The following is a 13,141-nucleotide window of genomic DNA, read 5'->3' as shown; positions in this document are numbered from 1 at the left end:
AACACAAGGAAACTTATGTATTAAAAATGATACAGATCCTAGTGGGTGTATTTTCAATATTTAAGAAGTCCCATTAAGATGGGCTATGATGTAGGAGAATGGATGGGTTGGAAGACGGAAGGCAGATTTTGCATTTTCTGAGATCGAAAAAATTAATAGGGATACCGTTTGGGTATCCCTTTGAAGCAGTTCTTTTTCTAATTTACCCTTTATAACGTAGTATCCACAGAACATTAGATCTCACTTTGTATATTGGTCATGGGGTTGTAAATCTACCGTAACTGCGCCCAGTACTGTCTTGGCATAAAGTGCATAGGCTGTGACTGATGCTGTCCCTGTTGACCAGGTGTCCAATGTACTGGATGAGTGTGTTGTCCCTGTTGACCAGGTGTCCAGTGTACTGGATGAGTGTGTTGTCCCTGTTGACCAGGTGTCCAGTGTACTGGATGAGTGTGCTGTCCCTGTTGACCAGGTGTCCAGTGTACTGGATGAGTGTGCTGTCCATGTTGTCCAGGTGCCCAATGTGCCGGGTGGGTGTGAGGATGATGTACATGGTGTCCATGTGGCCAATGGATATGATGGGGATGATGTCCATGCGACCATTGAGCATGCTGGGTTTGTGGCATGTAATGCTGGCCGCTGCTATGATGACTATGTTGTTGTTGAACCATCACTCCTCCTGGGATCCATGAGCCAGGCTGCTGATGTCGATTAACCAATAAAAAAACCTCCCTTCATTAAATCAAATAAGAAGACTTCTGTATCAGTTTATAAACGTATAGTAAAACTGTTCTGGTGATACTGCCTAAATCATTATGTAATTATCAGAGGTATAACAGGAACCTATGCAGGGGGTAAACCGGGGGTAAAGGATTAAGTCTAACTTGATCTTCCATAATCGGTCCATTTAATGGAAAAAGAAGACTGGATATTTATTTTATTGTTGGTAGAAGACACCGTCTGTATCTTCATCATAATCGATGAAATCAAGTCTTTGGTATATGCGCCCCGTTGTGTTGAAAATCAGATTCTAATGTCAATACCCATACAAAGATCTGGCTGCAGCTTGGAAGAGCCGCTCGAAATCCACGAAGCTGGGGATTCCCCGAAAGTTCCTGTGAAAGCTGCCAAAATGACCGCAAGTTCGATGGATTAGATCATGTTTTCCTTTTCCTCTATTCAGATCTATTCTGAAGGAGTTGCTGCTTTATGGCAGTAAGATCTGTGCAAACAAAACTCGCGCCAGTCAATTTTCCCTCCATTGAATATATTGGTTTTCCAAAAATATCATACATATGAATGCCATCGGACATGTCATAGTGAATCAGCTTACGCTGGGGCTTGTCCGTTTTAATGATTTTATACTTCAATGCCATAAATTCTTTGGAGCCTGCATGGTCGATTAATTCATCATCTCTCTTTCCCAATAGAAGATTGGGCACATCGTAATCTGACGGAGGATTAAATGCCCAAGTATACCGGAGCTCCAAATCGCAGTGGGCAATGGATACAGGTGAGGAGGATAGGACTTCATTAAAAGGTTCATTAAAATAGTTCGAGTAAAATCGTGCCGTATCAAAGTTTAGTACTTTGGCTATTCTTTTGGCAACTTCCTGGCTCGGAACTCTTTTTCCCCATTCAATTTGGGAGTAATAGCTCCTGTCGATAAAAGCAGCGGATGCGACTTTTTCCTGAGACATGTTTTTTTGCTGTCGTAATTGTAATAACCATTTTCTCATAGTAACCACCTGAAACTTTTCATCTCTTTTTTCTATGATTATAAACCTGGATGAAATCAAATCAATACTAATCATGTGAATTCATAATAAATTTTGGTCAAAAAAGGAAAAAACCACTTGAAACAGCGGTTTTTCAGGTTGGATTTACATCATTGTAATTGATTGGTCTTTGTAGGAAATATTGTAAATCATACTTCATCTTACGTTTGGAACAATACCATTGTATTTACGATAAAAAGGAGGGGAATCAAAATGGATCAACAGAAAGTATTAGCTGCCCACGAGTCTTTGGACTTACATGAGGCCATTAACTTTAAAACGCTTTGTATCGCCAAGTCTAAATTAATGCAAGGACTGGTTTTTGATGATGATCTTAGGAATTTAATGAAAAAAGATGTTGAACAATCAATACAAGATTTGACTGAATTGCAGTCCCTCTATGAACGAGCACCTTTTCAAGCTCCTGTTCCTCAAAATCGCCCCACTCCCATCATTGATGGAAAGGAAGGTACCATCCATTGAATAATGATTATTTGGACCCGATAAACTCGCTGCATATGCCTGAGATGGCAGATACTACCTTTGCCATGGACTTTCTTCTTCGTGCCAAAGAAGGTGTTCGCAACATCGCTGTAGCATTAACCGAATCCGCATCACCTGATGTCCGTGCCACATTAAGAAAACAATTGATGCAGGGCATAGCGATGCATCAGGAAATATCTGAATTGATGATCAAGAAAAAATGGTTCCATCCTTACGAATTAACGGAACAGTACCAATTGGACCAGCTATCGGCCAATAATACGATGAAAATCGGCAAAATGAACCTGTTTCCTGTTGAGACCAATCGAAAGGGCTTGTTCGATCGGACACCTGATGAACATTGACACTGGAGGTTATATAGTATGAAGGCGGTAACGTATCAAGGGATAAAAAATGTTGTTGTGAAAGAAGTGCCAGACCCTAAGATTGAAAAACCGGATGACATGATCATCAAAGTAACCAGTACAGCAATATGCGGTTCTGATCTGCATTTAATTCATGGCATGATCCCTAACCTGCAAGAGAACTATGTCATTGGACATGAACCGATGGGAATCGTTGAAGAGGTTGGCCCTGAAGTGACTAAAGTAAAAAAGGGAGACCGCGTCATCATCCCATTTAACATCGCATGCGGTGAATGCCGTTTCTGTAAGGACAATTTGGAAAGCCAATGCGACAATTCAAATGATAATGGAGATATGGGAGCCTATTTCGGCTATTCCGGAACAACTGGCGGTTACCCAGGCGGGCAAGCGGAATATTTGAGAGTTCCTTTTGCCAACTTTACTCATTTTAAAATCCCGGAGACCTGCGAGGAACCTGATGAAAAGTTAGCGGTTATTGCGGATGCGATGACCACTGGTTTTTGGAGTGTCGATAATGCGGGCGTAAAGGACGGGGATACCGTTATCGTTTTGGGATGCGGTCCGGTGGGGCTTTTTGCACAAAAGTTTTGCTGGCTAAAAGGGGCGAAGCGGGTGATTGCAGTCGATTATGTGAATTACCGCTTGCAGCATGCAAAACGGACAAACAAAGTTGAAATTGTGAACTTTGAGGATCATAAAAATTGTGGTGAATACTTGAAGGAAATTACTAAGGGCGGTGCGGATGTAGTCATTGATGCGGTTGGTATGGACGGAAAAATGACAGATATGGAGTTTCTTGCCAGCGGATTAAAACTTCACAGTGGTGCATTAGGTGCATTTATCATGGCGACCCAGGCTGTCCGAAAAGGTGGCAATATCCAGGTAACCGGCGTTTATGGGGGGAAATATAACGGTTTTCCATTTGGAGATATTATGAACCGCAATGTAAATATCCGCTCAGGACAAGCACCTGTTATTCACTATATGCCTTATATGTTTGAACTGGTTTCTACAGGAAAGATTGATCCGGGAGATGTGGTCAGCCATGTCCTTCCGCTCAGTGAAGCAAAGCGTGGCTATGAGATTTTTGATACCAAAACGGATGATTGCATAAAAGTCGTCCTGAAGCCTTAGGAAGGAGGATTAAAAATGAACTATGCCCTGCACGAAGTTCTTGAGGTTCAAGAAATGGCCGCTTTTAAAACAAATTGTTTAACCAAGTCTAAAACAATGAGAGCACTGGTTAGTGACCCAAGGCTAAAAGAAATGATGCAGCAAGACATTGATCTTTCCACCAGACAGTTAACCGAATATACTTCTGTTTTATCTAATGCAAAGCAATCGTTAGGAGCTGAGTTAAATTGAATTCAATCATTGAAAACTTAACAGGAATGGATGCCCTTTCCGACCAGAGTGTTGCGATGGATTTATTGATTGCAGCAAAAAGTGGAGTTAGAAATTACGCCATGGCTGTTACGGAAGCCGGAACACCAGAAATCAAAGAAATGTTAACTCGGCATTTGGAAGAAGCCATAGATATGCATGAACAAGTTTCCGGTTATATCGTGGAAAAAGGATGGTATCACGCTTGGGATACGAACGAGCAAATCCAATTGAACTTGACAAATATGAAGACCGCTTTGGATTTGCCAACACTATAGATCATGTAAAGGAACAGTTTACCCAATAAACTGTTCCTTATTTATTGTCAGAATGCAGAAGCAGGCAATTCATCTATGTTTATGCGAAGCAAACTATATGGCTTTACCCGCAGGTCCCTTCCATAATGGAACCTGGCCTGCCGGTGTAATTGGTTCACAATCACATATAAGTATTGATCCGGGCCAATCGAAAACGTATCCGGCCATAAAAGCCTGGGGTCATGTGCAATGGTTTCCATATTTCCGTTCGGCATAATCTTTCGTATGCTGTTGTTTTCATAATCCCCTGCATAGACGTTTCCTTTTGCCCCGGTAATCATTCCATCAGATGCCCCTTTTTCTCCCCAATACTCTACCCGGGAAAGTAAGTCCTTCTCCGGTATCCTTCTGTCTCTCAAGGCTTCTGTTGAAATGGAGAACAGATGACGGCTGGTTAATGGACAAAAAAATAAGGTCTTTCCATCCACAGAAATCGCAATACCATCAGATGCCAGTCGAAAGGGAGAAAGGGAGCCGTCTTTATTGCGGTTCATCAGTATTTTACCTTCTACTTTTGGCAAGAAATAGGGATCGGGTGATGTAGGTGGGGTGCCACTTAACCGTCTGAATGCGTTTCCGGTTTCTAAATCCACAACAATGATCGCTCCTGGACCTTTGGAGGATGAATCTGTGATATAGGCATAACCGGCTTTTCCCACACGAAAATCAAAGCGAACATCATTCAAATATGTGGTTGGCAGGATGACTTTTTCTGTAAAGGTATACACATTTCTGATTGTATTTGTTTTTAAATCAACAGCGACCAGTTTTGCTCCCCCTTTAATCGGTTCAGAAAAATTGGGTGCTGCTGTATCCAATACCCAAAGTGTTCCCCTTCCATCAGCCACTACACTTTGGACACTGATAAATGACATCGCAACGTTTGCCGGGTTGGCCAAATTTGTTTCCAAATTTGGATAAGGGTGTAATTGATCACCCGCAATTTCAGCCACCGTAAATTTCACGTCATCTCCCCATTTCGGAAAGCAAACGAAAATACGCCCGGTTTCTGACACGGTAACGCCTGTAGGCATAGCCCCATAAAATGAATGAACGAGTTCAAACTTACCGAAATATCTTTCCATAGGCAGCATAAATTTCATCATCTCCCTCATCGATTTGAACCGATATTACCTATATATGACCTGCAGTTTTTCTTGTGCATGGCAAAGCACATGGGCGGAGCACTTGTTTTTTCTTTGGTTAAAATCTATTCACCGGTACATAATAAGCGCAGAAACTATCAAGGTATGCGGTCAGGTGGTAGGTATTGATGTTCCGAAAAAAGAAAAGGAAAGCAGCCAATCAGAAAATAAATGAAGAGCAGAACAGGATGACGCATGAAGCTGTTACGCTCGAATTATTAAAACAGGTAACAGCGAAAATGGATGATGCTGAAATCGTACAGAGGCAAACAAACAACGGGGCTTCTTTTTCGCTTGTTTACATACAAACGTTAATTGACAAGGAAAGACTGAACGAGGCCATTATTCAGCCACTTCTTCAGAACAAGGAACAGACATTTATTCAGGGTATATCCACCTGCAGTGTTCTAAGAATCCATGCAATGGAAGAAGCCAAAGAACACATGCTGTTTGGTGCTGTCCTTATCCATGATCAAGAGAATAATGAATGGTGGGCGGTAAAACTGGAAAATTCGCTCAGCCGGGCAATCGAAAATTCGGAAATTGAGACAATAATGTACGGGCCCAAAGACAGCTTTACGGAAAGGATTGAGCAGAATGTGTTCATGATTCGGCGGCGTCTGCCTGTTACGGAGCTAAAAGCAGAAAAGTTCCAGGCAGGTTCGAATACCAAAACACAGGTTCAGATGCTGTATATTGAAGGAATTGCCAATCCCGATATCGTGGAAATTGCACGGGAAAATATTTCGAAAGTGAACTTTGACTTGATTTTGGAGGCCTCCAATCTTTCCGCTTTTATGGATGATCATACGCACAGTTTGTTTCCACAGTTTATGCAGACGGATCGTCCGGACTCGTGCGCCTATTCACTGGGGGTTGGCAAGATCGTTATTTTGCTAAATGATACACCTTTTGCGCTCATCGCCCCCATTACCTTTTTTCATCTGTTTCAATCTCCGGAAGATTATGTTCATCGCTGGGTGATTGCCAGTTTTTTGCGCACCCTTCGTTATTTAAGTTTTTTTATAGCCATCACTTTGATTCCTCTTTATGTGGCATTAACCACTTATCATTATCAGATGATTCCGCTCCAGATTCTGTATGTACTCATGGAATCACGGACCAAACTGCCGTTCAGCCCATTTTGGGAATCGCTGATTATGTTGGTTATCATTGAAATTATTAAAGAAGCGAGTTTACGGATGCCGACAAAAACGAGTCAGACCATTGGAGTTATTGGTGGTATTGTCATCGGACAAGCTGCTGTTGAAGCGGGATTTGCCAGCAAGGTGTTGATTGTTCTTGTGGGAATCTCGGCAATTGCATGCTTTCTAGTGCCGAATTATTTAGTCACAAAAGCAACTACCGCCCTTCAATTTTTTGATTCTTATTCTTGCATCATTTTATGGGATCCTGGGAATTGCCTTTGGATTGATACTCCTGCTCGCTCATCTGAATGGTCTTTCTTCCTTAAAACAGCCATTTTTTGCACCGGTTGCTCCTCTTTACTGGAGAGATTGGAAAGATCTTTTTGTTCGCGCACCATTGCCATGGGCAAAGCTGCGGCCGGAATATTTGAAGACGGTGAAAAAATGGCGGGTTTCTAAAGGGGAGGGGAGCGAATGAGCAGCAGATTTCGCTTGTTTGATAGAACTGCTGTTATGGGAAGCGGTTATATTTTTGCGATGGTGAACCGGATGCAAATGCTGTACTACATATTAATTTTGCCCAAACATTTGGTCCAACCTTATATGATTGTAGGAATCCTTGGAGTGGGTGTTCTTTCGCAGATCAATCTTTTCATTCTGGCCAAATATTTAACATCGAATTATTTTGTTCTAGGTTATCGCGGCTTTGTCCAATTATTTAGTGAAAAGATTGTCCGATTCTTTGCACTTCTGGGGATTTTTTTCATTTTAATTAAAGTGATCGTGACCACTTTGGGGTATGTCGAAATCGTCCATCAATTTATGTTTCCTTCGATGAAGACGAGCTGGCTTATTTTCGTCTTGATGGCATCCGGGTTTTATATAGCTTCTCAAGGGATGGAGAAAACGATTCGTTTGTCCATCATCAGTTTTTTGGCCACGATCTGGGTGATTCTTGTCTATATTCCATATTTCTTGCCGCCCATTTCCGAAATTCATCATTTGTATCCGTTGGTGCCGGGGGAGGTTTCACTTCATTCATGGTACGGACTGCTGATGGTTTGGTCTGCCCTCTCCGGACCTGAATATTTAGTTTGCCTGGGCCCATGGATCGGCCCTAAGGAAAAGATTTTAAGGGGAATGAGTATAGGAAATGCACTCTCAGTCTTTGAATACCTTGTTCTGTTTGTGGCGTGTCTTCTCTATTATGGTTCACCATATTTGGAGAAGATTAGTTTCCCGGTTGTGAACATGATCCGCTATCTGCAGTCCCCTGTTTTCGAAAGGGTGGATCTTATATTAATTTCCCTAAACATGATTTATTTTCTCTATTTGATTGCCCTTTTTTTATTATGTTTGTATGGAGCAATAAGAATCGTGGCAGGGAGAATAAACATCAAGACGAATCGCAAGGGCTTTTTAGGAAGTGTAGCTGCAGTTTTTATCTGTATGCTGATCATTAATGGTTGGTACTGGAGGGAAGGATAGGAATTAAATGTATGGGTAACACTGCAGCTATGGCTGGGGGCAATAACCTACCTTTTGGTTCCTTCTGTACTTGCCGTTGCCATTAAATGGAAGAGGGGGCAGTCTTAGATGAAGACTCTTTTGTCCATCCTTTGTATCCTCCTTGTTTTTTCAGGCTGTTCATCACCTTATGTTGAAAACAATACGGTTGAGGAGATTGCTCCAGTCACGTTTTGGTCCCTGAATCAAGGGGAAGGAGGCAGATTGGAAATAACGACCCTCGTCCCTCCGGTTACTGATGAGAAAAAAAGGCTGTTTACATTGAATGTGGATTTATTAAAGCAGGGGAAAAAAGAATTCAACCTGAAGTTTTATCGGGAATTGAAGTTTGGCCAACTTCGCATGCTGATCATTAATGAAAAACTGGCAAAAAAAGAAGTCATCTCGATAATTGATACGATCCTCTCAGATCCTGATGTATCTCCACGCCTTTTTCTTGTACTGGTCAGAGGGAGCTTTGAAGATTTTTTAGAAGGGGAAAGTAAAGTGCAGAAGAACCTGGATTATTACCTTTACCGGATGTTCCGGCATTATGAAAGAAGAAATCAAGGGGAAATGAGCATCGTCAATTTGCATGAATTTATGGAAAAGGTCTACTCTCACTATTCCGATCCAGTGCTTCCGATATTTAAGGCAGACAAAGATAATTTTACGTATGAAGGAACGGCTTTATTTAATGAAAATAAGTATGTGGGTTTATTTAATAAAAGGGAAGACCAAATGTTTCAGCTCACCGCCAATGACCACTATTTAAAGAATCTTCCCATCCCACATCTAAATGTTTCCTTGGGCCAGGTACGCTCCAAGGTTCATATGCAGGTCGATGATCAATTAAAAACGCTAACCATTCATGTTAAGCTAAAGGGAAGAATCGATGAATACCGAGGACACCAAAACATACTCAGTCGAAGTGAAATGAATAGGATGACCCACGATATCGAGTCTTATTTACAACGGGAAACCGCGGAGCTTGTAAAGGAAACACAAAGGTTAAAGATAGAACCGCTGGAAGTGGGGGCCCATACGCTCTCTCCCTTGGTTCATCCAATGACAAGAAGGGAATGGCTGGACCATTATGAAAAAATGAAGGTTCATGTGAAATACTCGGTGAAAATTGAACCGCTAAGTTTGTAATTTTACTATGGTTTAGACATAAAGGAGCTACTCTTTTGTTTGGAGCAAAAGACAGATTAATCTATGATAGACAAAACGAGTAATCCACACGGAATTGATCTCGACTATCAAATTTCAGGCGCCTTTTTTGATATACCGATATATCATATGTTGGCTAAGAATTGACCATGATGAAATAGGTCTTTGCATGATATGGATTAGACGAACCAGCGAAGCAATTTTATAATAAATAGAGAAAACGATTACAGAAGAAGAACCCTTAAAAACAGGCGTGGGGAGGTCTGGTAAATCATTTTACAGTATAAAAGAAAAAGCCAGGGATTATTCCCCGGCTTTTTCTTTTACGTCGTTATTTCGTTCAAGCTGCTCATTTAATGCATCATAAAACGCAATTTTACCATGGTCGCCACTTCAGCCAAATCTCAATTCTTATTGAGCTAAAGGGCAGGATAGTTTAAGAAATGGGTAATAAATTGATATGTACCGTAATTGGTTTCGGTGGGAATTACAAACCCGGCAGAGAGCAATGCCATCTTGAACGGAATCAAATTGGCGTCGAAAATCCACCAGCGGAATAATTGGTATAATATAAAAAAGCGTACATTCTTTGGATGTACGCTTTTTTGACTATTATTGTTTATCTTTGTTCTCCTGAGACTTGTCCTGTTGAGCACTTCTTTCATCCCGTTTAACAGGAGTTAATTCAGAAGACGCTTCCGTTTGAAATTGTGGTCCAGTTTGCATGGTTTGTCGCTGATTGGAAGCCTGTTTGCCAGGTTCTCTTCCTAATAAGCGATGGAAGAAGATTTCAAAAGCTGTGATTGCTATCGAGCCAATAAGTGAAGCGGATAACACGTCATCCTCGAAGGTCATATTATCGATCATTAGGTAGAGAATTACAAACGCTAAGGCAAAATCAGCAATAGTTGCCACTGTGTTGTTGGCAACCCGTAAAAAAAATAAGTCACCCAATATATAACTAACAATAGCTAATACCGCTGAAATCCCTAGGATATCAGAAGCACCCAAATCGTAGCCCAACGCATCGATAATGCCCAGAACAACAGCAGCTGCAATAAACTTCATGACGATTCTTAAAATATGCCTCATTTCTTACACCTCCTTTGTTTATTTTTCGATAAAATCTTTTTAGATATACACCGAGATAAAAAGAATTTCAGGAGGTTAAATTGGATGCTAACTTAAAGGTCATTTTTTACTGTTGTTGTACTAAGTACGTAAAGGGATAAGAAGACGGGTTAATTATGCCGCAATGAATGTTGGTGTAGGTTTATCCATTATCGATATATTATAGCGGAGAAACAGGAAGCGCAGGTTCTAGAATTTTGCTTGGATTTGGAGGATTAACGGAAACTGAAATCAATACAGGAATTAAGTTATTAAAAGAAGCCTGCAAGCTCTAAGGTAATGCCAATTGTACACTCAACAATTAATGAGTTTTTGAATTGTACTTACACTATCGGGTAGGTTATGTTAAAAATGGGATGGCTGCGGTGATCCTTTTTTTATTGTGCTAACGGGCAGGTTAGTTCCATAAGCTTTTAGTCAATAAAGGGGGGGGTACATATTAGTCATGTATAATATGTACCCCCTATTTATTTCTTGCTCAATAATAACGCCATATAGTTCAACTAGGTCAATGAGTGTTTTCCATGAAAATGTAATCGACAATCTTATTAATGTGAATTTCTTCTGTATCTAATGAATGAATATTTAAATCCTCATTTTTGAAATAAGCTACCGTTGATTCTGGTCCCGTACCATCAACATACCAACCTTTTTTATCTTATCAGTCCTTTTTTACATTTCAGTGGATAGTAATTAGAAAAGACGCCTAAATATAAAGAGATCAGAAATATGTTATAAACTTGCTAAAATAGCACCAAAGATTGCAATAATTCCTCCAAAAAGTGTCATTCCAGATACTTGTTCTTGTAATAACAGGATACCCAATACAACGGTCCATACAGGAAGCAGGTTAATAAAGGGAGCTGCACGTCCGGCTCCTAAATTTTTTACTCCAGCATTCCAAGCAAAGTATGCAACTACTGAGGCAAGTGTACTCACGTAGATAATGGCAAGCCAAGCACTATTGGTCATATGAATCATATATGGTTGTACGGTTCCTATACAACTTATGGCACTAAAAAGAGTCCCGTAAAAAGCAGCTCCTGCTGTCATAGTTAATGGATCCATCTGTCTTCCATACTTTTTTCCTAGGACTGTATATAAAGCCCAGGCTACACAAGATAATAGAATTTCAATCTCTCCAATAATAGATGCATCAGATGAATTTGATTGTTTGCCCTGAACTAGTATGATGACTCCAATTATGGATACAATTGCGCCAATCCAGCCTTTAGTTTTGATATTCTCTTTAAGTAAAAAGGGGGTAAAAAGTAAGATGATAATAGGAATACCAGCTGAAATCATTCCAGCTTGTGAGGCACTAATGGATTTTAATCCAAGATAGTTTAATGTGGAAAAAGCAAATACGCCTAGAAATCCTAACACCAAAAATTCTTTCCACTTAGATAGTATAGGGAGGTTCTTTTTATTGAAAGCTAATAATCCCCAAAGTATTAGAGTCGAAATGGCCCAGCGTATTGTATTAAGCAAGGTGGCCGGTAAGGCGGGTGCTAAAAAGCGACCACAAATATAGTTACCCGCCCATAGAAGCGTAGCTACTATTAATAGTAAAATTCCCTTTTTCATTACTTAAATCCTTTCTTATTCACCTGTTGAATACTTTTGTTTTAACGATAAAAAGGGGGGAATCACCCTTTTTTTATTTTTACTTTATTTAGGATTTAACGTCAAGAATTTAATTGACACCATTTATTGTCTCAACCAATTTACAACATTCAAGTATGCTACTCTTACCTGCTCTCAATGTCAAAAAATTAGATTGTATATTTAACCTCAAAAATTGCTTCTATTTCTACCGTCATATTCAAAGGAAGCTGATTACTATATTATGTGAAATACTTCAATCTGCAATTTTTATTGAAAAAAGAGAAGAATCACTCGCCATATTTTTAATGAAGTTAAATTGATACTAGAGGATTAGATTCTTGTGCTATACATTTAAGGGATTCGAATTGAATTAAGGTGCAGAAGAGTTGTGAGGGAGCCTTCTTCAACTAACGGGGGCGTTAGTTGAAAATCGTTTGGCCGTTTTTTTATGATGGTGTTTTACTCAAGGGCAGGTTAATAAAGCAGGTTAATTGATATTAACAAATGAAAAATGTAGCAGGGCTTGCCCAGCTACATCTCATACATCCTATTTAACAAATAACAGCTTCCATCTTCGGCAAACCATAAAAATTTACCAGATTTAATATTAAACTCAACGGTGTTTTTATCATAAATTAACTTTGTTACTTTTTTAAATTGCATTAGTAATTCCATCGGGGGATCTGTGATAATGTCCTGAGTGTAGTTAGTAATGACAAATCCTTTTGGATTTAATCTTCGATCAGGTTTTACTTCTGTCATCCAATTGCCGTTAAGCAATATCGATTTAGCTATTATCTTCTTTTTCCGATTCTGAACAGACCAGATCTTTCGGCAATTACACCGATGTATTTTACACTTCATCCCATAACCCTCTTTTCTTTTAAAATAAGGTCATGGTTCATTATATTTAAACTTTTAGCAAATCATTATGATGAAACAATCGATTATTGAAATAAACTTAAAAATACTTATTGTGCTAACGGGTATGCTGTTTGTCTCGTATGTGAAAAACAAAGCGTTTCCGCAGCCCCTCTCTGAAAACGAGGAAAAAGAATACTTAAAACGGATGGCCGAGGGAGA

At 40.0% G+C, this 13,141-nt stretch carries 13 protein-coding genes and 1 pseudogene; 10 read left to right on the top strand and 4 right to left on the bottom strand.

The annotated features are described in order from the left end of the window. Positions 1–319: 319 nt before the first annotated feature. On the top strand, positions 320–715 hold the full coding sequence (locus tag BLT53_RS10010; protein ID WP_090234505.1) for a hypothetical protein: 396 nt from the start codon (positions 320–322) through the stop codon (positions 713–715). Positions 716–1,175: 460 nt separating this feature from the next. On the opposite strand, the gene BLT53_RS24995 is transcribed toward BLT53_RS10010, so the two are convergent. Further along, the gene (locus tag BLT53_RS24995; protein WP_090234502.1) at positions 1,176–1,739 is read right to left on the bottom strand and encodes a helix-turn-helix domain-containing protein; all 564 of its coding nucleotides are present in this window, start codon (positions 1,737–1,739) and stop codon (positions 1,176–1,178) included. A 252-nt stretch (positions 1,740–1,991) separates the two neighbouring features. Between BLT53_RS24995 and BLT53_RS09995 the strand changes: the two genes are divergently transcribed. From BLT53_RS09995 to BLT53_RS09975, 5 genes are read left to right on the top strand one after another with little or no spacing between them, the layout of a single operon-like run. After that, positions 1,992–2,261: a spore gernimation protein GerQ gene (locus BLT53_RS09995; protein WP_090234501.1), complete on the top strand. Its 270-nt coding sequence runs from the start codon at positions 1,992–1,994 to the stop codon at positions 2,259–2,261. Next, positions 2,258–2,626: a spore coat protein gene (locus tag BLT53_RS09990; RefSeq protein WP_061975298.1), complete on the top strand. Its 369-nt coding sequence runs from the start codon at positions 2,258–2,260 to the stop codon at positions 2,624–2,626. Before BLT53_RS09995 ends, BLT53_RS09990 begins: the two co-directional genes overlap by 4 nt. An 18-nt stretch (positions 2,627–2,644) precedes the next feature. Next, positions 2,645–3,781 carry a zinc-dependent alcohol dehydrogenase gene (locus BLT53_RS09985; RefSeq protein ID WP_090234499.1) on the top strand — a complete coding sequence of 379 codons (1,137 nt, stop codon included), beginning with the start codon at positions 2,645–2,647 and terminating at the stop codon, positions 3,779–3,781. Between the two features lie 15 nt (positions 3,782–3,796). Next, positions 3,797–4,012 carry a hypothetical protein gene (locus BLT53_RS09980; RefSeq protein WP_090234498.1) on the top strand — a complete coding sequence of 72 codons (216 nt, stop codon included), beginning with the start codon at positions 3,797–3,799 and terminating at the stop codon, positions 4,010–4,012. Beyond that, positions 4,009–4,308 (top strand): spore coat protein, encoded by a 300-nt coding sequence (locus BLT53_RS09975; protein ID WP_090234496.1) that lies wholly within the window; start codon positions 4,009–4,011, stop codon positions 4,306–4,308. The genes BLT53_RS09980 and BLT53_RS09975 overlap by 4 nt, the downstream gene beginning before the upstream one ends. Before the next feature lie 47 nt (positions 4,309–4,355). Here the strand turns inward: BLT53_RS09975 and BLT53_RS09970 are convergent, their stop codons facing one another. Further along, complete coding sequence (locus tag BLT53_RS09970; RefSeq protein WP_090234495.1) at positions 4,356–5,450, bottom strand: L-dopachrome tautomerase-related protein; 1,095 nt, start codon at positions 5,448–5,450, stop codon at positions 4,356–4,358. Positions 5,451–5,620: 170 nt separating this feature from the next. On the opposite strand from BLT53_RS09970, the pseudogene BLT53_RS09965 reads away from it, so the two are divergent. The 4 genes and pseudogenes from BLT53_RS09965 to BLT53_RS09955 all read left to right on the top strand — a co-directional run. Next, positions 5,621–6,814 (top strand): annotated as a pseudogene (locus tag BLT53_RS09965) (spore germination protein); the annotation flags it as partial. Between the two features lie 58 nt (positions 6,815–6,872). Then, positions 6,873–7,118 carry a spore germination protein gene (locus BLT53_RS25705; protein ID WP_342027872.1) on the top strand — a complete coding sequence of 82 codons (246 nt, stop codon included), beginning with the start codon at positions 6,873–6,875 and terminating at the stop codon, positions 7,116–7,118. Further along, positions 7,115–8,128 (top strand): GerAB/ArcD/ProY family transporter, encoded by a 1,014-nt coding sequence (locus tag BLT53_RS09960; RefSeq protein WP_244520392.1) that lies wholly within the window; start codon positions 7,115–7,117, stop codon positions 8,126–8,128. The genes BLT53_RS25705 and BLT53_RS09960 overlap by 4 nt, the downstream gene beginning before the upstream one ends. A gap of 108 nt (positions 8,129–8,236) precedes the next feature. Beyond that, the gene (locus BLT53_RS09955; RefSeq protein WP_090234494.1) at positions 8,237–9,301 is read left to right on the top strand and encodes a Ger(x)C family spore germination protein; all 1,065 of its coding nucleotides are present in this window, start codon (positions 8,237–8,239) and stop codon (positions 9,299–9,301) included. A 630-nt stretch (positions 9,302–9,931) separates the two neighbouring features. On the opposite strand, the gene BLT53_RS09950 is transcribed toward BLT53_RS09955, so the two are convergent. Beyond that, positions 9,932–10,411: a YndM family protein gene (locus BLT53_RS09950; RefSeq protein ID WP_090234492.1), complete on the bottom strand. Its 480-nt coding sequence runs from the start codon at positions 10,409–10,411 to the stop codon at positions 9,932–9,934. A 771-nt stretch (positions 10,412–11,182) separates the two neighbouring features. Further along, entirely contained in the window at positions 11,183–12,037 is an 855-nt protein-coding gene (locus BLT53_RS09945; protein ID WP_090234491.1) for a DMT family transporter, read from the bottom strand. Positions 12,038–13,141: the final 1,104 nt, after the last annotated feature.

Source organism: Fictibacillus solisalsi (assembly GCF_900103485.1).
Taxonomy (GTDB): domain Bacteria; phylum Bacillota; class Bacilli; order Bacillales; family Fictibacillaceae; genus Fictibacillus_C; species Fictibacillus_C solisalsi.
This window is presented reverse-complemented; position numbering and strand designations above follow the sequence as displayed.

Coding starts and splice junctions, on each gene's coding strand:
- BLT53_RS24995 (WP_090234502.1), bottom strand. CDS start 1,739: ATGAGAAAATGGTTATTACAATTACGACAGCAAAAAAACATGTCTCAG.
- BLT53_RS09995 (WP_090234501.1), top strand. CDS start 1,992: ATGGATCAACAGAAAGTATTAGCTGCCCACGAGTCTTTGGACTTACAT.
- BLT53_RS09985 (WP_090234499.1), top strand. CDS start 2,645: ATGAAGGCGGTAACGTATCAAGGGATAAAAAATGTTGTTGTGAAAGAA.
- BLT53_RS09980 (WP_090234498.1), top strand. CDS start 3,797: ATGAACTATGCCCTGCACGAAGTTCTTGAGGTTCAAGAAATGGCCGCT.
- BLT53_RS09970 (WP_090234495.1), bottom strand. CDS start 5,450: ATGAAATTTATGCTGCCTATGGAAAGATATTTCGGTAAGTTTGAACTC.
- BLT53_RS09960 (WP_244520392.1), top strand. CDS start 7,115: ATGAGCAGCAGATTTCGCTTGTTTGATAGAACTGCTGTTATGGGAAGC.
- BLT53_RS09955 (WP_090234494.1), top strand. CDS start 8,237: ATGAAGACTCTTTTGTCCATCCTTTGTATCCTCCTTGTTTTTTCAGGC.
- BLT53_RS09950 (WP_090234492.1), bottom strand. CDS start 10,411: ATGAGGCATATTTTAAGAATCGTCATGAAGTTTATTGCAGCTGCTGTT.
- BLT53_RS09945 (WP_090234491.1), bottom strand. CDS start 12,037: ATGAAAAAGGGAATTTTACTATTAATAGTAGCTACGCTTCTATGGGCG.